The following is a 22165-nucleotide window of genomic DNA, read 5'->3' on the forward strand; positions in this document are numbered from 1 at the left end:
CGTCTCGAAAATGAGACGATCTCTTCTTTGTGTTCTTATGAAAGTTCTGATGCTTCTATCCTCTCGGCAACTCCACCGTCATCTTCGTGCCTTTGCCGAGGGTGTTCTCGACGGTTATAGCGCCTTTCAGCAGGTTCACGATCCGCAGCACCAGGGCATGCCGCAGCCGGTGTCGGTGATCTGGATATAGACTTTCTTGGCGTCGGACGCCTGTTTGATACTGATGGTGCCGTTCGGATCGGTTAACCTGTAGAGAAAGTTGATAACTCCTTCGGCATGTTTACCAAAAATATACGTTCCTATGCTGTTTTATTTAAATTTAACAGCGGTTCCATATACAATTACCTCAGCTGCGCCTTGCATGATTGCAGAGGAAGCATACCGAATGTTTACGACTGCATCCGCCTCTAATGCAGTCGCTTCGTCAACCATCCGCTTTGTTGCTATAGCCCTGGCCTCATTCATCATTTCGTTATAGGCTTTGAGCTCTCCACCGATCAGTGTTTTAAGCCCTTGTGAAATATCGCGCCCTAAGTTTTTCGACTGAATCGTACTCCCCTTAACTAGTCCTAACATTTCAAATTCTTTTCCGCTTATATAATCAGTATTTACTAAGATCATCGTCATCATCCTCCTTGATTTCATTCACTCTTTCAACTAATAGGTACACCATTAGCACAATTAATCCGCTGGGGACAACGATCAGCAGTATTTTCATCAGCAAAGGGATGTCTCCAGAACCAGCCAGTCCTAGCCACATGTAGAATACAAAATAAGAAATGACTAAAACTGTAATCACTACTGGTGCTATCATTTTTTTCGTTTGTTTTTTCAACAGCATTACCGCACTTTCTGCATCTTCGAAAAATTATTTACATTCTTTATACAGTATACCTTACCCAAAGCGGTCCCTCCATACATTTGAGGAGGGTCTTCGATGAACGGAGGCTTCGTCGGAGTTTATGCTTATTATTACCGAAGAACTCCGGTGAGTGGCCCTTTCACCGGAGTTGCGGACGGATTTCTGGATTTCTATTTTACGTTTTTGTAGCTCTCAACTTTATAAATTGGGAAAGTTCAAACATGCCATCAAACCGTAAATATCCGCAACAGTATACATTTGCGGATATTTGGATGATCGTCAAAAATGCGCAACGAAACCTTCAACAGCTTCATTTCACTCCATTTTTTTTCGGCTTCCAGAAATCACTTCAAGCGTTTCGGAAGCTATTTCCAGACGCTCTCCTTCTTGTTGGAATCGTTGGAGAATTTCTGAAAAAAGTTTGTCTTTTACGCCACGCCGTTCTCGATAATCGACTACATACCGAAGACTGATTTCCACCCAGTTATCGTTAAAGGTAAGAAAAACTTGATTTTCCAAAGAAGCATTTTCTAGTCTGTAACGTCTTTCCATATTTTCCCAAGCGATAGCAGCTTCTTTATTATATTGTCCCGTATGCTTTTCCGCTACCTCCAATAAAATAGTCTTGGCTAACTTCATATCACTTTCAAAGCGCAAAGGAACCATGATTTCATCCCATAGAAATTTAAAATTAGCAGTATAGTTGTAAACAGGCGAGCTAAAGATATAACTGTTGGCGACCCGCACGATTCTCCCCGTATACTGATCACCATCCACCCATGCTCCAATTTCCATTAACGTGGTTCGTAGGGCACCAATATCCACTACGTCGCCTTTAATCCCTCCAAGGAGGACACGATCGCCTGTTTCAAAAAAGTCACCAAATAAGATCGCAAACCATCCTGCAATACTGACAATCACTTCCCGCAAGGCATATGCAATCCCAGCTCCAGCTAGACCGATTGCGGTCGTAAATCCGGTAAGGTTCCTTCCGAATATATACATAAATATGATAAACAAAATAAAGTTATTCAGCCAACTGGCAAGTTTTCGAGCGACATGCCAACGTCCAGATTTTTTTAATCTTCCATATAAACGATTCAAAATAAAGCGACGCAACGCATAAAGAATAATAAAATACAAAAGAAACCAGATACCATTAACCAATAAGGGGTACGATTCAGTATAGCTACGGATAAATTCCATATGGGTAACGCCTTCCTCTCCATAGAAAGATGGTCATTTCCTTTTGCTTACATTATACTGCACATCGATAGATAAACGCGAAGAAGAGGTCGCCTCGAAACGAGACGACCTCTTCTTTTCGTGCATTATCCAGTTGCCTTCACTCCAGCATATCCTTATAAATATCCTTCAACGTCGCCAGCTGTTCTTCGGTCCAGGTGCCGCGTTGGCGTTGGTCACGGAAGCGGCGGGTTTCGCCCTCCAAGGCTTTTTTGGAGCGTTTGATGTCCTTGTAGAGTTCCATGGCGGAGATGCGCTGGGCGCCTTTCGAGAAGACGAGCTGTTGTTCGGCCAGGTCGCTGGTGGCGACGTAGACATCGGTCAGCACGTTGCGCAATTTTTTGACGACGCCTTCGATGTAGGTGTCGGCGGTCTCGCCTTGCGCGGTGAAGATGACCTTCACTCGATATTTGGAATATTCCTTCGTGATGCCGGGCACGAACTGGGCGTCGAAGACGCACCAGACTTCGTTGCCTTCATAATTTTGGAAGTCGGACAGCGCCTGCAGCAGTTGATCCCTGGCCTCTTCGATGAGGTCCTGGTTCTTCAGCTTGACCAGTTCCGGCCAGGCGCCGATCATATTGTAGCCGTCCACGATCACGATTTCTTTCTTCAGCATGACCTTCACCTCGCTTTTTCTGGTACGCAGACGCTGCAGATCAACTGTGGCGTTTGCGGAAAACTTCGTACATCATCAGTCCGGCGGCGACGCCGGCATTCAGGCTCTGAACATGGCCGACCATCGGAATGGTCAACAACCCGTCCGCGGATTCCTTCAACAGGCGGGAGACGCCTTTGCCTTCGTTGCCGATGATCATGGCCAACGGCAAAGTTGTATCCCACTGGCGGTAGTCCTGCCCTTTCATGTCGGTGGCGTAGATCCAAACGCCGCGTTCCTTCAGTTCTTCGATGGTGCGGTGCAGGTTCGTGACGCGCACGACCGGCACATGCTCGATAGCGCCTGTCGATGCTTTGGCGACGGTGGCGGTCAAGCCGACTGCGCGACGTTTCGGGATGATGACCCCGTGCGCGCCGCAGGCATCGGCCGTACGCAGCACAGATCCCAGGTTATGGGGATCCTCGACGCCATCCAGAATGATGAAGAACGGGTCCTCATTCTTGGCGGCGGCCGCTTCGAAGAGATCATCGAGTACGGCATACTGGAAAGCAGCCGTAGCGGCGATGACGCCCTGATGGACGGCATTGTCGGATAGGGTATCCAGTTTGGACTTCGGCACCGCTTGGATCTGGATCTTACGGTCCTTCGCCAATGCGATGATGTCGCCCAATTTTTCTCCGCCCAGTCCATCTTGGATGAACAGCTTGTTGACATCGCGATCGGAGCGCAACAATTCCAGTACAGGGTGGCGTCCCATCACAAAGTCTTCGTTTTCGGGTATTTCTTTTTCTTCATTATCATTGCGGTCATCGCGTCGTTTTGGTTCCGGTCTGCCCTTTTTCGGGGCATTGCGGGTGTCTTTGAACGCGCGGTTCGGTTTATTTTTCATAATTATTTTCCTCGACTTCTTGGATACACCAACGGATCAACTCTTCAAGCCGTGCCTCTTGTCCGGAAAGATGCAGATAGCCCATCAACGACTCGAATCCGGTCGCGATGCGGTAGGTCGTTACGTCCGCATTTTTGGCGATCGTATGGCTCTTGCTGTTGCGGCCGCGACGGTACATGTCCATTTCTTCCACACTCAGGAAGCCCTCTTTGGCAAGCATCGCGTGCATCAGCTTCGCTTGGGCTTTAGCCGAAACGAAAAAAGTCGCCCGACGGTGGAGCTGGTTGGGTTTGGTGTGTCCTTTTTCTAGTAAATGTGTTCTGATATAAGTCTCATAAGCGGCATCGCCGACATACGCCAAGGCAAGACCGTTCAATAAGCTCCAATTGTGTTCTGTCACTATGCTCTTCTCCATCTGGTGCCCTGCGAAGTGTCATCCAGGATGATGCCCTGATCCTTCAGGTAATCACGGATTTCATCACTGCGGGCGAAATTTTTGTCTGTTCGGGCTTGTGTCCGTTCATCGATCAGCGTTTGGATAGCATCATCCAGCAAAGCCTCTTCCTCCAGCACGACGCCGAAGACGCCGACCATCGCTTTGTACAAAGCAAGCGCTTCGGTGATGACCGCTTCGGAAACGGCTTCACCTTCTGCATAGATGTTCAATTCCTTCGCGAACTGGTAAACGATTGTCATGGCGTTGTCCGCCTGGAAATCGTCGTCCATTTCGGCGACGAACTGTGCCTGCAGATTCTGGAACAAAGCCTGTTTTTCCGCATCGTCCGGCAGTGCCGCAACGGCATCCTGCAGGCGATAGTGGGCGTTCTGATAGGCGATCTTGACCTTATCCAAGTTGATTTTGGCTTCTTCGATGGCTTTGTCGCTGTACTTGACAGGACGGCGGTAATGCGCTGTTCCGAGGAAGAAACGCAACACCTGCGGATCGACTTCCTTGAGGATATCATGCACCGTCACGAAGTTTCCGAGCGACTTGCTCATCTTCTCAGCGTCTTCGCCGATCGTGACGAAGCCGTTGTGCATCCAGTAGTTTGCGAAAGTTTTGCCGGTCTTGGCCTCGCTCTGGGCGATTTCGTTCTCATGATGCGGGAAGGTCAAATCGTGGCCGCCGCCGTGGATATCGATGGTGTCGCCCAAGTATTTGGTCGCCATCACGGAGCATTCGATGTGCCAGCCCGGGCGTCCCGGACCCCAAGGTGATTCCCAAGAGACTTCATCCGGCTTCGCTTCTTTCCAAAGCGCAAAATCAAGCTGATCTTCTTTCTTCACGTTCTCTTCCGCATCCAAGCGTTCGCTGGCGCCGATGATCAGGTCCTTGATCGATTGATCGCTCAATTTACCGTAGTCCTTGAACTTGCCGGTGCGGTAATAGACGTCCCCGTCAGCCGCATAGGCATAGCCTTTTTCGATCAGTTCGCCGATGAAGGCGATGATGTCCGGGATGTTTTCCATCACGCGCGGATTCAGAGTCGCTTTTTCGACTTGCAGCGCCGCGGTGTCTTCATAGAAGGCCGCGATGAACTTTTCGGCGACTTCCTTCGCGGAAATGCCCAGCTCTTTTGCGGCACGGATGATTTTGTCGTCCACGTCGGTGAAGTTGGAGACGAAATTCACGTCATAACCGCGGTATTCCAAGTAGCGGCGGACGGTATCGAAAGCCACGGTACTGCGCGCGTTGCCGATGTGGATGTAGTTGTAGACGGTCGGACCGCAGACGTACATGCCCACCTTATTCTTTTGGATCGGTTGGAATTCTTCTTTTTCGCGCGTCAGGGTATTGTAGATTTTTAACATTGCGCACTCCTTTCCAGCTTCGAAAAAAGGGCTGACGCCCTTTTTCGTTTGCTAATCATTCGATTGTTTTGTCTTCTTTATGCTTATGGTAACGGACGATTTTTGCCGGTATGCCGACTGCGGTGACATCTGGCGGAATTTCGCTGACGACGACCGCGGATGCCCCGATTTTGGCATTGTCGCCGATTTTGATCGGCCCCAATACTTGCACATGGGCGGATAACAGCACGTTATTCCCGATGGTGGGATGGCGCTTGCCGGTGTCTTTCCCGGTGCCACCCAACGTCACGCCATGGTAGATCATGACATCATCGCCGACTTCGGCTGTTTCCCCAATGACGATGCCCATGCCGTGGTCGATGAACAGACGACGACCGATCGTCGCACCCGGATGGATCTCGATCCCTGTCAAGAAACGCCCGAGATGCGAAATCACCCGACTGAAGGTGTACCATTTCCGCTTATAAAAAAAATGAGCGATATCATATACAAGGATGGCGTGTAACCCCGGGTACGTCAGAACGACTTCCAACGTACTCCTTGCAGCCGGGTCATGATCTTTTATGGTTTGAATCGTTTCACGTAATCTATTCAAGTCATTCCAGGCCCCTTTTTGGATTATCCATCTATTATATAGAATAAGCTCATTTTTGCTAGACTTTTTTGTCGGTCCTACATTTTATCCAAAAAACTGTTCAGGTGAGCCAAACTTTTCTCTCTGCCCAGCACTTCGATGGTCTTGCCGATTTCAGGCCCGTGCATTTGGCCGCTGACGGCGACACGGATAGCCATGTAAAGGTTCTTGCCTTTGATCTTCGTTTCTTTTTGGACTGCTTTGATGGCACCCAGAATTTCGGCTTCTTCGAACGGCTCGATGGCAACCAATTGTTCTTTGAATGCGGCAAGCACGGTCGGCGCTGTTTCGGCAGCCAATATTTCCTGCGCTTCTGCGTCCAGGTTGAGTTCGTCCGTGAAGAACAGCTCGGAAAGGGCGACGATTTCAGCGGCATAGCTCATTTGCTCGTGGTAAAGGCTGATCAGCTTCTTCGCGTATGCTTTGTCGGCTTCAGTAGGGTTTTCCGGCAATTTGCCGGCAGCCACCAAATGAGGCGTAGCCAAAGCCACGACTGCATCCAAGTCGGCACTCTTCATGTACTGGTTGTTGATCCATTCCAGTTTCTTTTGGTCGAAGGCGGCAGGCGATTTGCTCAGGCGTTCCGGATCGAACATCTTGATCAGATCCTCTTTCGAGAAGATTTCGTCTTCTCCGACCGGTGACCAGCCCAACAGCGTGATGAAGTTGAACATCGCTTCCGGCAGGTAGCCCAAGTCTTTGTATTGCTCGATGAACTGCAGAATCGTTTCATCGCGTTTGCTTAATTTTTTGCCCGTTTCGCTGTTGATGATCAACGTCATATGGCCGAAAACAGGTATTTTCCACTCGAATGCTTCATAGATCATCATTTGTTTCGGTGTATTGGCGATGTGGTCATCCCCACGCAGGATATGGGTGATCGCCATCATGTGATCGTCCACGGCAACCGCAAAATTATAGGTCGGGAAACCGTCACGTTTGCGGATGATGTAGTCCCCGCCGACACTGCTGGCTTCGAATGTGATCGGTCCTTTGACGATGTCATCGAATGTATACGTGTTTTCCATCGGCACACGGAAACGGATGACCGGTGTGATGCCTTGTGCTTCTTTTTCAGCTTGTTGGGAAGGCGTCAAGTTTGCGCATTTGCCGCCGTAATGAGGCATTTCGCCGCGTGCTCTTTGCTGTTCGCGCTCCGTTTCCAACTCTTCCTCATTGCAGTAGCACTTGTAGGCGCGGTTGGACAGAAGCAGTTGGTCGATCAACGGATCGTAGATATGCTGTCTTTCGGATTGACGGTACGGTCCGAATTTGCCTGGTTTGTCCGGACCTTCATCCCAGTCCATCCCTAACCAAGCCAAGTTTTGCAGCTGGCTTTCTTCGCCGTGTTCAAGGTTGCGTTTTTGGTCCGTATCTTCGGTGCGGATGATGAACTCACCGTCGTTATGACGGGCAAACAGATAGTTGAATAATGCGGTACGGGCGTTTCCGATATGCAGGTTACCGGTTGGGCTTGGTGCATAACGTACGCGGATTTTCTTTGTCATATGAAGTATCCCCTTTTCTGTGAAGCTGGTTATCTCGTGCTGGCTTTGCTATTTGATGCCTTTTTGTGAATGCGCAGGTTTCGCGAAGATCATGCGGCCGGCTGCCGTCTGCAAGGCGCTCGTGACGACGACTTCAATCGTCTCGTTCATGTAATGCTGTCCTTCTTCGACGACGATCATCGTGCCATCGTCCAGATAGGCCACCCCTTGATTGCGTTCCGTACCGACTTTGATGACGGTGACGACCATGTATTCACCGGGTATGACGACCGGCTTCACGGCATTTGCCAAGGCATTGATGTTCAACACTGGCACATTCTGGAACTCGCAGACTTTATTCAGGTTGTAATCGTTCGTAACGACGATACCGTCGATCAGTTTCGCCAATCGGATCAGCTTGCTGTCGACTTCAGGAATCTCTTCGAATTCACCGTCGTAGCTTTCCACGACGATGTCTTCTTCTTTTTGGAGTTTGTTCAGGATATCCAATCCCCTTCTGCCCCTGACGCGCTTCAGGCTGTCGGAGGAATCGGCGATGTATTGCAGTTCGCGCAAGACGAAGTTCGGGATGACGATGACGCCTTCCAGGAAGCCGGTTTTGGCGATGTCGTAGATGCGGCCGTCGATGATGACGCTCGTATCCAAAATCTTGTATTTGCGGAAAGTATCATCCGCTTTGCGGTCAAGCATCTGTGTTTCTTCCTGCTTTTTCGGTTTCGCTGCGAACAGTTTCCGGAATTCTTCGATCCGGGTCGTCCCCACGCGGAAGCCCAGATAAGCCAGGATCAAGGACAGGATCGCCGGCAGCACATCGTTGATGACCGGAATCCGCAGTGATGTCAACGGGATGCCGATCAGCCAAGCCAAAACCAGCCCGATGATCGTTCCGATCGAACCGAACAGCATGTAGCTGACCGATAACGTGCTGAAGTAGTTCTCAATTTTCTGGATGACATCCAAAATGAATTTCATCAACAGAAAGGATAATAGTAAAAATATAAGTGCTCCAATTCCAATATTAACAAAAACATTGTTGAAAAGATTATTTTGTATGCCCGCTAGTTCCCACAGGTAAGGCATTGCTGTAACGCCAGCACTGCCACCCACCAAGAGGAAAACGGCCGTAATGATTTTCCGTTTCAAAGGCTTCCCTCTCTCTTTCCTTCTGTCATCAATTTTTATTCGGAAATACTTTGCGCAGCGTCTCTTGAAGCGTTGCGACAGGAATGATCTGGATTCCGTCCGGGTGCTTCCAGCCGGCCATATTGTTCTTCGGCAAATACACCTTGGTGAAGCCCAATTTCTGGGCCTCATTGACGCGTTGCTCGATCCGGCTCACCCGGCGGATTTCCCCGGTAAGGCCGATTTCACCGATAAAGCACTCTGTCGCGGAAGTCTCGCTGTCCCAATAACTTGAAGCGATGCTGACGGCCACGGCCAGGTCGATGGCCGGCTCATCCAGCTTTACGCCGCCTGTCGATTTGAAGTAGGCATCCTGGTTCTGCAGCAACAAGCCTGCCCGTTTTTCCAGCACAGCCATGATCAAGGAAACCCGATTGTAGTCCAAGCCACTCGCAGTCCGGCGGGCATTCCCGAAGACCGTCGGCGTGATCAGACACTGGATCTCGGCCAAAATCGGCCGCGTGCCCTCAAGCGAGGCAACGACTGCCGATCCGGAAGCTCCGGCGAGCCGCTCTTCAAGGAACAGCTCGGAAGGGTTCCTCACCTCGCGCAAGCCGCCTTCGATCATCTCGAAAACGCCGATTTCGTCGGTCGATCCGAAACGGTTTTTGACAGCGCGCAAAATCCGGAAAGCATGATGCCGGTCGCCTTCAAAATACAGCACCGTATCCACCATATGCTCCAGCATCCGCGGCCCGGCGATGGCGCCTTCCTTTGTCACGTGTCCGACGAGGAAGATCGCGATGTCGTTGCTCTTTGCGATCCGCATGAATTCGGCGGTGCATTCGCGCACTTGCGTTACGCTGCCGGCCGTGCTCGTGATGTCCGGATGGATCATCGTCTGGATCGAGTCCACGATGACGAATTCCGGCTTGATCCGCTCGATTGTGTTGCGGATCGCGTCGATATCCGTTTCCGGGTAGATGTAGAAGTCGGTACCCTTGACCCCTAGCCGTTCCGCCCGCAATTTGATCTGACTCGCGCTTTCCTCTCCGGAGATATAAAGAACGCGGTGACCGCCTTGGTTGATCTGCGCCGAAACCTGCAGCAGCAAAGTGGACTTGCCGATGCCGGGGTCACCCCCGATCAGGATCAGCGAACCGGGTACGATGCCTCCGCCCAACACGTGGTTGACTTCTTCCATCTGCGTCTTGACGCGCGGCAGATTCTCGGTTTTGATGTCCTGGATTGCGATTGCTTCAGGTACATTCCCGCTGAAATTGGAACGCTGCTGTTGCTTCACCGCTTTCGTCGCTTCCCGTTCTTCCTCCATTTGGTTCCAAGTGTTGCAGTTCGGGCAACGTCCCAGCCATTTCGGCGACTCGTACCCGCAAGCCTGACAAACGTATTTCACTGCATTTTTCTTTGCCAAATGAATCTCTCCTTCAAGTGTGAACGAACTTATCTTATTTTATCACAAAAAGCCTGTTCTACGTATAACAATACGCAAATAGCCGCGGATTCGGCTTTTCTTTTTACGCCTGTCCTGACGATCCGAAACCGCCTGTGCGTTCCGATCCTTCCGCTTCATCCTGGTCGGCTTTCAGGAACTGCAGGAAGATGCCCTGGCCGATGCGGTCGCCCTTACGGATGACTTTGTCGCGCAACCCGAAATTCAGGAACTGGAAGTAGATATGCCCTTCGTTGCCCTCGTTATTGTAATAATCCGCATCCACAATGCCCACGCCGTTCGGCAGCACGATGAAATTTTTCAGCGGATTGCTGGAGCGGTTCGTCAATTGCAGGTATTCATCTTCCTGCATGTAGGCTTTGATTCCGGTAGGCACCAAAAGCGGACGCAACAGTTGCTCTTTCTCTTCGAGCGCTTCATCTGTATCTTTGTCGTTGCCGAACAGTTCCGCAAGATGCGTTCCCACACTTTGCACGACCGTTTTCCAGATCGCCGGCAAGACAATTTCTTCGGCTGCTTCAAAATCGTATCCCGCTGCGTGTTTCGTAGCACGCTTGGGTAATTGGATATTTTTGTCGGCGTAACCGCTGATCACTTCAAACCCTCTTTTGTTCATGGCTGATAACCCCTTTTTCTCTCTAGTATCGCTGCATCGATCTTACATGCATCAAAGAACCATTTTACCAAAACGACGGCGGTTTTTCACGGTTTAGTTGTGTGCTTGCCTTTTCTTAACAATGCCGGAGCGAGCGCTATGCACACTATAGCAACGAATTGAGACTTTTTCATGACCAAATCCTGAGGTTGTTCTAAAAGCTTCCCGCGGCAAGAAAGCGCCTTCGGCAAAGTGCACAAAAAACCAGCGCTTTTTTTGGGCAGTTTCCCGTGGTCATGGAATCCGCTTTCAAATAAGATAAGGACATAAAAGAAAAGCCAAAAAAAATCAAAAGGCAGGTACAAATAAATGGTAGAGATCCAGTTGAACAGCATCCATAAAAAATATGATAATTCCCCTACTTATTCCGTCACAGATTTCAACTTGCAGATTAAAGATCGTGAATTCATCGTCTTTGTCGGTCCATCCGGTTGCGGAAAGTCGACGACGCTGCGCATGATCGCCGGTCTGGAAGATATCTCCGAAGGCGAATTGGTCATCGGCGACACCCTCATGAACGATGTTGCGCCGAAAGACCGCGATATCGCGATGGTATTCCAGAACTATGCACTATACCCGCATATGACCGTATTTGACAATATGGCTTTCGGTCTGAAATTGAGAAAGTACAGCAAAGACGAAATCAAGAAGCGTGTTGATAACGCAGCCGACATCCTGGGCTTGACGGAATATTTGGACCGCAAACCGGCAGCTCTGTCCGGTGGTCAAAGACAGCGTGTCGCCTTGGGTCGCGCCATCGTCCGTGATGCAAAAGTCTTCCTGATGGATGAGCCGTTATCCAACTTGGATGCAAAATTGCGTGTGGCCATGCGTGCTGAAATCGCGAAATTGCACCGTCGCCTGAACACGACAACCATCTACGTAACCCATGACCAAACCGAAGCGATGACCATGGCGGATCGGATCGTCATCATGAAGGACGGTTTTGTGCAACAGATCGGCAGCCCGAAAGAAGTCTACGATACGCCAGTGAATGTATTCGTAGCCGGATTTATCGGATCGCCTGCCATGAACTTCTTCAACGTAACGCTGCAGGATGGCGTCATCACGAACGGCGAAGGGCTTAAATTGACTTTACCGGCCGGAAAACGCAGAGTCCTGGAAGATAAAGGCTACAACGGCAAAGAATTGACTTTCGGCATCCGTCCGGAAGATATCCAAAGTGAGCAGATTGCACTTGATACCAACCCGACTTGGGCTGTCAAAGCGGAAGTGGTTGTATCCGAATTATTAGGTGCTGAAACCATGCTTTACAGTAAAGTCGGCGAAACAGAATTCATTTGCCGTGTGGACGCGCGCGATTTCCATTCGCCAGGCGAAGTCATTGATTTGGCTTTCAACATGAACAAGTCCCACTTCTTCGACAAGCAATCCCAAGATGTGATCGCCATCCCATAACCAGCGGACGGCTTGGATCACCTGAAACACACTTACCAGTTCTAACCTACCCTCCCCCCATAGAAAAAGGCGATCCGATAACGGCAATGTCATTAACTTAAGGGCATTGACAAATAAGAGACAGGAGGAAATGGGAACTGTATTCTCCCATTTCCTCCTGTCTCTTTCATTTCTGACAATCGAAGACACAACGAAGCCAGGCAGCTCCTAGGAGAAAGTTGCCCTAACACGTGTAACGATAGGATCGAAAGTTGCCCTAATATGTGTAACGATAAGATCGTCTGGATTTGTTCACTGGACTCTTCCTTTTGACCGCCCTATGCGGGCGGACGGGGACAAGGTGTTTGATAAGTAGTGCACTCATTTGCTCGAAACTTTCTCTCCGTTGTTCGTATGTTTCACTCATGAATGATCGGATGAAATAGGTTTTCATGATTCCGATAGCGATGCTGATATTTCGCTTCATTTCATATTTATAGCGTTCCTGGGGAATCGCTCTTGTTTCGCTCACTTCAATCAGGTGAAGCATCGTCAGGTTGTATAGCCAGACAGTGCAATAAATATCCTGAAGGATCAGCCGTTCCCGGTTGCCACTGAACTCCTCTAACTTCATGCGGTTTTTCAGTACGTTATAGGCGGTTTCGATTCCCCACCTCAACCTGTATACTTCACTCAAGTCATCGGCTGAAAAGTCAGATGGTGTTAAATTCGTCAAAAGGACTTCGTCCTCTATCTCCCCGTTGTCCTGCTTGCGAAGTGGGATTTTTACAAACCGCATCGGATAAACCGTGCTCATCAAGGTAGCTCGGAAAATCCGATCATTCCTGTAGTCGTTTGTCTGTGACCTGTCAAAGGTGACTTCAAAAGTTTGGTCTTGCCCCACAGATAACTGGCTGGAATAGCGCTTTAAGTTCTGGTGATCCATCCGCATCACAAATTTCTGCCCATCCTGAAACAGTTGGTGGACTAGCCGCATCGAGAAATAGCCGCGATCAAACACGGTGATGGTCGGCTGCCGGAGCGTTTCTTTCAGCACGTGGAGGTGTTGGGAAGCCGAGGCGCGCTCGCTGCTCTTGTACGGACCGATAAACGTGTCAATCACCATTTTATTGATACAATCATAGAGCGTGGAGACAGATGCCATCACCGGATTGGCGGATGCCTTTAGGTTATGGACCACACCATATTTCTTGGCGTTTTCCTCCGTGGAGGGCAGGATGATGTCAGAGCCGTCTATCGCGGTCACAATGTACCCATTCAGCTTGACCAATTGGTCATCATTTTCTTCATAAACCATGGACATATAGTCAGTCATCATCAACCGGATGGCTTTGGGGTTGTAGTTCATTCGGGCATTATAAAAAGCGACGGTCGAAATGTCCAGAGGTTTCCCTTGGTTCTCGTAAAAATTTAGGAGTTCGCAAAATTGGGAGTTCCCCTTTTGCGCAAACATTTGAAGCATCAATCCGAGAGGGGTCGTTTTCCTTTTTCGGGTAAAGGCTTTCGGGTTCCCTTCGCGGATATCTTCCAGATAAATAGTTTGGGCTTCTTCGATAAATTCTTGGAATTCCATCATTTCGACCGTCATTTTTAAGCCCTCCTTTTAATATACAGACCATCCTTCCTACATTAAGTATAACGGGAAACCCGAAGATGAGAAAAAAAAACCTCCTCCCATCATAAAAAAAAAGTGAGAATGCACAATTGAATGCATTCTCGCTTTTTTCAGTTGTCAAGTCGCTTAAGTTAATGACATTGCCGATAACGGTTCGCCTTTTTCTTATGCATATATACCTACCTGATTCTGAAGAGGGTAACGGAATACGAGCGCAGCTCCGGCGAAGGACCTCCCAACCGGAGAACGCCAGCAATAATCGCATTCAACTACGACGAAGCCGTCTTCATCGGAGAACACAAGCAGAATGTGGGGCGAACTCCGGCGAAGCCTCCGTTCACGGGAGAAGAGCGCTCTCGGCCAACAATGAAGGAGGTGCCTCCATGAGACACCTCCTTCATTGTGCAGCTATTGTTTTCGCTTCAATCTATTCGCTTCCACGCGTTCGGTAAAAAGTTATTCTTCTACCGCATCCGCGTCAAATGCTTGCTCCTGGGTGATGGCATCCTTGACCCAGACCGAAATCGAACCGGCATTGACCGGGAAACGGCCATTGCCGGCCTCGCTGATTTCGACTTTTTCTTCGCGGTTGCCCGTATAATCCGCGAAAGTCTGTCCGGCATACTGTTCGCCGACGTACATATCCTTGAACCCTTCATCGCTGTTGGAAATGACCGTAGCCAAGCCGTACGGATGATCTTCATTGCCCAGACGCGTCCAGCCAACGCAATTGCCGTGGTCGAAGTAGTCGCGTTGTTCGCCGTAAGCATGGTTGGCACGCAGATAGAGCAGTTTATCCAGGAACGCCTGCTGTCCTTCAACCGGATTCGGCCCTTTGATGCCGTAGTAGTCCCCGTAGAACAAGCACGGGAAGCCTTGTTCGCGCAGCAGGATGACGCCGTATGCCAGCGGAGTGAACCAAGGCTCGACATAGGACTGCAACGCTTGGCTTGGCTGCGAATCGTGGTTGTCGACAAACGTGACCGCGTGGGTCGGATTTTTGGCGACCAGTGACTGCTCGAACAGATTCCTAAGATCGTATTCCTTGCCTTGCTGGGAAGCGGCGTGGAAATTTTGGTGAAGGGCTACGTCAAAAAGGTCGAATGTGAAGTCGGTCGCTTCTAAGTATTCCCTCATTGTCCCGTAACGGTACTTCCAGTATTCGCCGACCACATAAAAATCATCGCCATGCTGCGCGCGGATCGTCTCAACAAAATCCTGAACGAAATGGTCATGGATGTGCTTGATGGCATCCAAGCGGAAGCCGTCCACGCCGGTTTCCTTGATGTACCAGTCCGCCCACTTCTTGATCTCCTTGACTACCGCTGGGTGGCTATAATCGATATCCGTATACATCAGATAATCATAATTGCCGTGCTCATTGTCGACGCTTTCGTCTTCCGCCCAACCTTTATCGAAACCTTTGAACATGTAAATAGCTTTTCTGCCGTTCTCATTATTGAAATCCGTCCCGGTGAAATGTTCCCAGGACCATTTGAAGTCGGAATATTTGTCGCCGCGGCCGGGGAATGTGAATTTCGTCCAACCTTCGATTTCATATGAATCTGTCCGCTTTTCCTGACGGTTTTCCGGATTCACTTCATAGGCACGGAAGCGTTCCGTCTCGTCCGCTCCGGCTTTGTGGTTCAGGACAACGTCAGCATAGACGGCGATCCCTTCCGCATGCAACGCTTCGATCGCAGCCAAGTATTCTGCTTTTGTCCCGTATTTTGTGCGGACGGCACCTTTTTGGTCGAATTCACCCAAATCATAGAGATCGTAGACGCCGTAGCCTGCATCATTCGTACCTGTCGCTTTGTAGGCCGGGGGAGTCCAGACAGCCGTGATGCCCAGTTCCTTCAGATGCGTTGCATCCTCCTTCAGGCGATTCCATAATTGACCATCATCATCCAGATACCATTCAAAATATTGCATCATCAATCCATTTCCTGCCATGCGCTCACTGCCTTTCGTTCATTCTAGTTTTGTTGTAGTCCACAAATTGCTTTTTGATAATCTCATTATACATGCTTCCCTTCCGTTTGCTCTTTGGGACGCCTCCCGAGCGCCGTTTCTTCTTGGTGGGGCAAAATGCTTGCATCTTGAATCGGACGCCGGTATACTGACGTTAAGTTAGCTGATTGCTGATTTCTTTTTTGGTTATATATCTCGAATTAGGAATATACGAAACGGAATGCATTATGAAATGAGGAACCGATCCATGAACACATTAAGAGGAATCCACCACGTCACCGCCATCACAAGCAGCGCCGAAAAGAATTACGCCTTCTTCACGAACATCCTTAGCATGCGCTTGGTCAAAAAAACCGTCAACCAGGACGATATCCAGACTTATCACCTTTTCTTCGCCGATGACCGCGGCAGTGCCGGTACGGACATGACTTTCTTCGATTTCCCGGGAATCCCGAAAGCCGTCAGAGGTACCAACGAAATCTTCAAGACCGGCCTGCGCGTCCCTTCAGATGAAGCGCTGGCTTACTGGGTGAAACGTTTCGATAAATACGACATCACGCATTCCGGCATTTATGAGCAGTTCGGCCGCCGGGTGCTCGACTTCCAGGACTTTGACGAACAACTCTACCAGTTGGTTTCCGATGAGTCGGACAGCGGCGTGGCTCCCGGGATACCGTGGCAAAAAGGGCCGGTTCCGAATGAATACGGCATCCGCGGATTGGGACCGATTTTCGTCCGCATCGCTGATTTCAACTTCTACAAGCAAGTATTGGAGACCGTATTGGGCTTCCGAGCTGTCGCTTCCGAGGGTGATGTGCATCTCTTCGAAGTCGGTGAAGGCGGCAACGGTGGCCGCATGATTGTGGAACACAACGCTTCGCTGGGGCAAGCCCAGCAAGGCTTCGGCAGCGTTCACCACATGGCCTTCCGCGTCAAGGACCGCAAAGAATTGGAAGAATGGATCGAACATATGGGTTCGTACCGCTTCCCGACCTCCGGCTACGTCGACCGTTTCTATTTCGAATCGCTTTACGCCAACATCGCCCAAGGCATCCTCTTGGAATTCGCAACGGATGGCCCTGGCTTCATAGATGACGAAGAGCCTTACGAAACATTGGGCGAACGATTGGCTTTACCTCCTAAATTCCGCAACAACCGCGAAGAGATTGAAGGATTGGTCCGCCAATTCGATACCGTGCGCAGCACGAAGACTTTTGAAAAAGAATATTTGGACTGACCAAAAAGCAGGAATCGGATCGATGATAAAATCAAATGAACCGTCCTTCTCCGGCGAACGGAGGCTTCGCCGGAGTTCAGGATGCATTCCGTTTGCGTTCTCCGATGAAAGTGGCTTCATCGGAGTTCAGTCCGATTGTTACCGGTGTGCTCCGGTGAGCAGACCGTTCACCGGAGATGGGGACGTATTACACACACTCCTCCTGTCAGCGGGAGCAAAATAAGAAGAGAGGCCATCTCATTAGGAAATGGCCTCTCTTCTTATTTTGCTTTAGCGTTTCACAGACGGGCTTCCTTCAGCACCAAACAGACGCTTTGGTAATCCCCTTGCAGGGCATCCTTCAGATAGAGCCCGCGGTTCATCAGCTCATCCCCGCCGATTGCCCCTTCATACCCGCTGACAGTGTAGAATTTAGCGGCATCCAAACCTTTGAACAGCACTTTTTTCTTCTTCAGATTGGCCCGGTCGAGAACCTGGTAGTAGAAATAGAGCGCCTCGTCCTGCTCGGGGCTCACGAAGATCCAAGCGGCCTCATTCTGCGTTTCGAACGGACTGAGGATCCGGTGGAACACACCGTATTGGACGAGTCCGCGGTGTTCTTTGTAGAAGCTGATCTGCTCCTTCATCTCCTGTTTCTCTGCTTCGGAAAGCGTCGTGACGTCCAGTTCGTAGCCCAGATTGCCGGCCATCGCCACATCTCCGCGCATCTTCATCGAAGTCATGCGGTGCACTTGGTGGTTCGGAACAGCCGATACGTGCGAACCCATGCTCGAAATCGGCATGACGAGGCTGGTGCCGTACTGGATCTCCAGACGCGCCACCGCATCTGTGTTATCGCTAGTCCAAGTCTGCGGCATATAGTAGAGGATACCCGGGTCGAAGCGTCCGCCGCCGCCCGAGCAGCTTTCAAAGAGGATATGCGGATATTTCGTCACCAGCGCCTCCATCACTTCATAAAGACCTAGCATGTACTTGTGCAGCACTTCCCCCGGCAGCGCGCCTGGAGCGGCGGTTCCGATTTCGGTCATGTTGCGGTTATAATCCCATTTGATGTAGTCGACCGGCACTTCATCCAAAACTTCCATCATCTGCGCCAGAATATTGTCACGCACTTCCTTGCGGCTGAAATCAATCACATACTGGCTACGGCTAAGTGATTTTTCTCTTCCGGGCGTATGGATGCACCAGTCCGGATGGGCGCGGTAAAGCTCGCTGTCTTCGGAGATCATTTCCGGTTCGAACCATAAGCCGAACAGCATGCCCTTCGCCTTGATGTTCTCTGCGAGTTGCTTCAATCCATCTGGCAATTTGGCAGTGTGGATGTGCCAATCGCCTAATGAGGAATAGTCATCGTCTCGTTTCCCGAACCATCCATCATCAAGTACGAATAGTTCGACTCCCAAAGCAGCTGCTTCATCGGCCATCGCCTCGATCTTTTCGGCTGTGAAATCGAAGTAGGTGCCTTCCCAATTGTTGATCAGGACCGGGCGCTCCGCAAATTGATGCTCTCCCCGCACAAGATGTTTCTGGTAGAAAGGATGCAGCGTCTGCGATAGGCCATTCAACCCGTTTTCGCTGTATACCAATACGACTTCCGGTGTCTGGAACGCCTCTCCAACAGGTAAGTGCCATTGAAAATGGGTTGGATTGATGCCCATCTGGACGCGTGTCTGCGCGTAAGTATCAACTTCGACATTGGCTCGGAATTCGCCGCTGTAGACAAAATGGAAACCGTAGACCGCTCCTTGGTCTTCCGTCGCCGTTTTTTCGGCCAAAGCCACGAACGGCTGATAGGCATGGCTCGTGGTTCCGCGCTTACTGTCAAGTGTGTGGATGCCGCGGACAAGTGGCGTGCGCACGATTTGGCGTTCCCTTCCCCAAGCACCAGGCAACTGGATCATGTCAAAATCAGCATCCGGGAAATCGATGGACATACTCAACGCTTTGTTCAGATGGATGTCTTCAGCTCCATTGTTGCGGAAACTTGCTGAACGTGTCAGTACCGGATAGTCGCGGAACAAGGTGTAGCTCAGAACGACTTCGACTTTTGTGACGGTATCTTCCATCGTCAGCAGCAAGGTTTCCGCCGGCTCTTCTTTTGTTTCGTAAGTCTGCGGCAAGCCTTGCAATGGCTGTTTGCCAGTCACGATTTCATGGCTCTTATAAGTCAGCAGGCTGACAGTCGTTTGATCCGGATACAGGCACTCGAATGCTGATTCGCGGAAATCACCGCTGCCATTCCCCGGAAATTCCTGTGGCAAGGTCGCAAGCGAAAACACACGGCCAGGCACCTCGAACGGATTGGGCGCAAAAGCATTGTCTTGGCGCGGATAATCAGCCACTTGCGAAAAGCTGTTGAGCCGTTTCCCCCAGTACTGATGGGATACATATTTTTCTTCTTCCAGTGCGATCACATAGCTCACTGATTCGTTCTGTAAATGAAAATATTTTTTTGTTTCATCAAATGTTATCGTCACAGTCATCACTCCTTGGCTCTCTTCATTTTTCTAGAATATTTGTTCTTCTCCTGCCCCAGTTCGGTGCAGGATAGAGAAAGTATTTGTCGGCAAGTCGACCGTCAGACTGGCCGATTCATCGGCAGTGGCCCACGTCAAAATGAAGGCCCCTTCGTCGATCATCGTTATCTCCAAGTCGCCGTCGAACGCTTTGGCTGTATTGCGGAACGTCAGCAGACGGAACAGGTCTTTTACGACCGGACGCTCGATTTCTTGATTGATTTCATCCAGGCTGTAGTAATGACGGTTGATGTTGCGGCCTTCTTTGCTGTTCTCCAGCAGCTCCAGATCATTTTCGCCGGCCAGCAAGCCGACATAATAGATCTGAGGAATCCCCGGTGTGAAGCATTGGATCGCCCGCGCCAACAGATAGGCGGCATCGTTGTTGCCCAAAGCCGAATAGTATGTGCAGTTGATCTGGTAGATGTCCAGGTTATTGTAGGCTTCCGAGCTGTAAATCCGCTTCAGGTTGGCGCCTTTTTCATAAAGGGCTTCGACCGCGAAATCCACTTCTTCCTGGGTAAGCAGATCCTTCACATCGACGACACCGATGCCGTCATGCGTGTCCAAGGTCGTGAACTGGTCGCGCGGGCAGATTTCCAACCAGTGCAGCAGTTTTTCGGCTTTCCCGCTGTAAAGGGCGTGCAGCACCAGCATCGGCAAAGCAAAATCGTAGACCGGAAAGCCTTTTTCCGCGATTTTTTGCTGGATCGTATAGTGCTCGTGGATCTCCGGCAGCACCGTCACATCGTACGGCTTCAGTATTTCCACTGCGTATTCCAGCATCTCCCAAATTTCAGGTTCTACGAAGAAGCAGTTCGTATCCAATTCCTTGATGGCATAAGCGAATGCATCCAGGCGGATGATCGAAGCCCCTTTATCCGCCAAGAAACTAAGCGTATCCTTGATGAACTGGCGCGTTGCTTCGGTCTTCACGTTCAGGTCGATCTGCTCTTCCGAGAATGTGCACCAGACTTTTTCCGATGTGCCGTCTTTAAAGTGAGCGTCCACGAAAGGCGCTTTGGGTTTGCGTTTGTAGATCAGATCGATGTCCGCTTCCGTCGGTCGGTGCTCCGGCCAATAGTCGTTGTAGCGGATGAAGTAGTCCTTGTAGTCCGACTCTTCTTTTTTCTCAAGAAAGTCCAAATAGTAGGGCGATTGCGCGGAAATGTGGTTCAGCATGAACTCATACATCATGTAGTATTTTTCGCTGATGCGTTTGATGTCATCCCAGCCGCCGAACCGCTCATCCACTTTCGTGTAGTCCATCGGCGAAAAGCCGCGGTCGCCGGATGACGGAAAGAACGGCAGGATATGTACGCCGCCGACAACCCCTTTCAGATGTGTGTCCAGTACGTGTTCCAGATCCTTCAGGTTATTGCCCAGACTGTCCGGATAGGTGATCAGCATTGCTTCATTTTTTATCTTCATTATCAGTTACCTCATTCTAAAATATCGTTAAGTTACGTTCAGCTTTTAGCAAATAATCATTTTTTTGATGTCAAAAGTGCATCACCTTTGGTTTTTTACAGGTTTGCAAAGCTTTCCATGCATCCAATAATGATGGCTAGCTTCACGGGTTAGCCCTTCGGAAATTAGATAAATCTGACCCATTGCGCTCTGCGATGCTCATTTGCATGGGACTCTTAGGATTCATCCTTTAGAGTCCCAGTACAAGGTGACCATAGGGAACGTTGCGAGGCCAGATTTCCTAAATTTCTTTCTGGGCTGAACGAACCCGTTCCGCTTTTCTTATTTTCCGCCGGTTGTGGCGATGCCTTCGATGAATTGTTTTTGGAATATGATGTACAGAATGATCATCGGGATGATTGCGATAACCGATCCGGCCATCAGTTGCGGATAATTGGTCGTGAATTGCCCTTGCAGGCTGGCCAATCCGGCCGAGAGCGTCATTTTGTCCTGCGACATGTTGACGACCAACGGCCACATCAAGTCTTTGAAGGCAAAGAGCGATGTGAAGATCCCCAAAGCCACCAAGCCGGAACGCGCCAACGGCATATAGATGCGGTAGAATACTTGCCAGGTTGTCGCACCATCGATTATCGCGGCTTCCATCAGTTCATCAGGCAATTTTATGAAAAATTGGCGCAGCAGGAAGGTCCCGAAAGCGGAGACGATGCCTGGGATGACCAAAGCGGAGATTGTGTTCAACAGCCCCAGATTTTGGACCAACAAATATTGCGGTGTCAGATAGATTTGCGAAGGAATCATCATCTGTGTCAATACAATGGCAAAAAACAGATTTTTGCCTGGAAAGTCCAGCTTAGCAACCGCAAAGGCTGCCATCGCGCTGAAAAGCGTTGAAGTCAATACCCTGAGGGCGATCATCAAGCCAGTATTGATGTAGAAGTTGACGAACGGTAAGGAGTTCCATACCGCTTGATAGTTCTCGATTTGGAATGCTTCCGGGAAAATTTGCGGCGGTATCTGTGTGGATTCGCTGATTGTTTTCCCTGAGGTCAGTACCATCCACAAGAACGGCATGACCATCAGCAAGGAGCCGATGATCAGCACGATGTGGATCAATACTGTCATTTTATTCATTTTTATCTTCATATTTTATTCA

At 49.9% G+C, this 22165-nt stretch carries 19 protein-coding genes; 2 read left to right on the forward strand and 17 right to left on the reverse strand.

What is annotated here, in order from left to right; translation table 11 throughout:
- Positions 1–309: 309 nt before the first annotated feature.
- From C8U37_RS08885 to C8U37_RS08940, 12 genes are all read right to left on the reverse strand, one after another.
- Complete coding sequence (locus C8U37_RS08885) at positions 310–621, reverse strand: YbjQ family protein (RefSeq protein WP_108032888.1); 312 nt, start codon at positions 619–621, stop codon at positions 310–312.
- Entirely contained in the window at positions 602–841 is a 240-nt protein-coding gene (locus C8U37_RS08890; protein ID WP_108032889.1) for a hypothetical protein, read from the reverse strand. Before C8U37_RS08890 ends, C8U37_RS08885 begins: the two co-directional genes overlap by 20 nt.
- Positions 842–1177: 336 nt before the next feature.
- The gene (locus C8U37_RS08895; protein ID WP_108032890.1) at positions 1178–2068 is read right to left on the reverse strand and encodes a mechanosensitive ion channel family protein; all 891 of its coding nucleotides are present in this window, start codon (positions 2066–2068) and stop codon (positions 1178–1180) included.
- A 139-nt stretch (positions 2069–2207) separates the two neighbouring features.
- The gene (locus tag C8U37_RS08900) at positions 2208–2723 is read right to left on the reverse strand and encodes a YacP-like NYN domain-containing protein (RefSeq protein WP_108032939.1); all 516 of its coding nucleotides are present in this window, start codon (positions 2721–2723) and stop codon (positions 2208–2210) included.
- A 43-nt stretch (positions 2724–2766) separates the two neighbouring features.
- Positions 2767–3483, reverse strand: coding sequence for a 23S rRNA (guanosine(2251)-2'-O)-methyltransferase RlmB (gene rlmB / locus C8U37_RS08905; RefSeq protein ID WP_245879804.1), 717 nt, complete (start codon positions 3481–3483; stop codon positions 2767–2769).
- A gap of 121 nt (positions 3484–3604) precedes the next feature.
- The gene (locus tag C8U37_RS08910) at positions 3605–4030 is read right to left on the reverse strand and encodes a Mini-ribonuclease 3 (RefSeq protein WP_086986625.1); all 426 of its coding nucleotides are present in this window, start codon (positions 4028–4030) and stop codon (positions 3605–3607) included.
- Entirely contained in the window at positions 4015–5427 is a 1413-nt protein-coding gene (gene cysS / locus C8U37_RS08915; protein WP_108032892.1) for a cysteine--tRNA ligase, read from the reverse strand. The genes C8U37_RS08910 and cysS overlap by 16 nt, the downstream gene beginning before the upstream one ends.
- 55 nt (positions 5428–5482) lie before the next feature.
- The gene (gene epsC, locus C8U37_RS08920) at positions 5483–6022 is read right to left on the reverse strand and encodes a serine O-acetyltransferase EpsC (protein WP_108032893.1); all 540 of its coding nucleotides are present in this window, start codon (positions 6020–6022) and stop codon (positions 5483–5485) included.
- 77 nt (positions 6023–6099) lie between these two features.
- Positions 6100–7569 (reverse strand): glutamate--tRNA ligase, encoded by a 1470-nt coding sequence (gltX, locus tag C8U37_RS08925; RefSeq protein WP_108032894.1) that lies wholly within the window; start codon positions 7567–7569, stop codon positions 6100–6102.
- 48 nt (positions 7570–7617) lie between these two features.
- Positions 7618–8712 (reverse strand): PIN/TRAM domain-containing protein, encoded by a 1095-nt coding sequence (locus tag C8U37_RS08930; protein WP_108032895.1) that lies wholly within the window; start codon positions 8710–8712, stop codon positions 7618–7620.
- Between the two features lie 28 nt (positions 8713–8740).
- Complete coding sequence (radA, locus tag C8U37_RS08935; RefSeq protein WP_108032896.1) at positions 8741–10123, reverse strand: DNA repair protein RadA; 1383 nt, start codon at positions 10121–10123, stop codon at positions 8741–8743.
- Positions 10124–10226: 103 nt separating this feature from the next.
- On the reverse strand, positions 10227–10778 hold the full coding sequence (locus C8U37_RS08940) for a dCTP deaminase/dUTPase family protein (RefSeq protein ID WP_108032897.1): 552 nt from the start codon (positions 10776–10778) through the stop codon (positions 10227–10229).
- 348 nt (positions 10779–11126) lie between these two features.
- On the opposite strand from C8U37_RS08940, the gene C8U37_RS08950 reads away from it, so the two are divergent.
- Entirely contained in the window at positions 11127–12236 is a 1110-nt protein-coding gene (locus C8U37_RS08950) for an ABC transporter ATP-binding protein (RefSeq protein ID WP_108032899.1), read from the forward strand.
- A gap of 256 nt (positions 12237–12492) precedes the next feature.
- Here the strand turns inward: C8U37_RS08950 and C8U37_RS08955 are convergent, their stop codons facing one another.
- Together C8U37_RS08955 and C8U37_RS08960 are read right to left on the reverse strand one after the other, a co-directional pair.
- Positions 12493–13824 (reverse strand): IS4 family transposase, encoded by a 1332-nt coding sequence (locus C8U37_RS08955; protein ID WP_108032900.1) that lies wholly within the window; start codon positions 13822–13824, stop codon positions 12493–12495.
- Between the two features lie 483 nt (positions 13825–14307).
- On the reverse strand, positions 14308–15807 hold the full coding sequence (locus C8U37_RS08960) for an alpha-amylase (RefSeq protein WP_108032901.1): 1500 nt from the start codon (positions 15805–15807) through the stop codon (positions 14308–14310).
- 265 nt (positions 15808–16072) lie between these two features.
- Between C8U37_RS08960 and C8U37_RS08965 the strand changes: the two genes are divergently transcribed.
- Positions 16073–17062, forward strand: coding sequence for a VOC family protein (locus C8U37_RS08965; RefSeq protein ID WP_108032902.1), 990 nt, complete (start codon positions 16073–16075; stop codon positions 17060–17062).
- Positions 17063–17340: 278 nt separating this feature from the next.
- Here C8U37_RS08965 and C8U37_RS08970 read toward each other — a convergent pair whose 3' ends face one another.
- The 3 genes from C8U37_RS08970 to C8U37_RS08980 form a co-directional block, all read right to left on the reverse strand.
- On the reverse strand, positions 17341–19539 hold the full coding sequence (locus C8U37_RS08970; protein ID WP_108032903.1) for an alpha-galactosidase: 2199 nt from the start codon (positions 19537–19539) through the stop codon (positions 17341–17343).
- Between the two features lie 30 nt (positions 19540–19569).
- Positions 19570–21009 (reverse strand): sucrose phosphorylase, encoded by a 1440-nt coding sequence (gene gtfA / locus C8U37_RS08975; protein WP_108032904.1) that lies wholly within the window; start codon positions 21007–21009, stop codon positions 19570–19572.
- A 321-nt stretch (positions 21010–21330) separates the two neighbouring features.
- Positions 21331–22155, reverse strand: coding sequence for a carbohydrate ABC transporter permease (locus C8U37_RS08980; RefSeq protein WP_108032905.1), 825 nt, complete (start codon positions 22153–22155; stop codon positions 21331–21333).
- Positions 22156–22165 lie beyond the last annotated feature (10 nt).

It is taken from the genome of Trichococcus patagoniensis (assembly GCF_003051085.1).
Taxonomy (GTDB): Bacteria; Bacillota; Bacilli; order Lactobacillales; family Aerococcaceae; genus Trichococcus; species Trichococcus patagoniensis.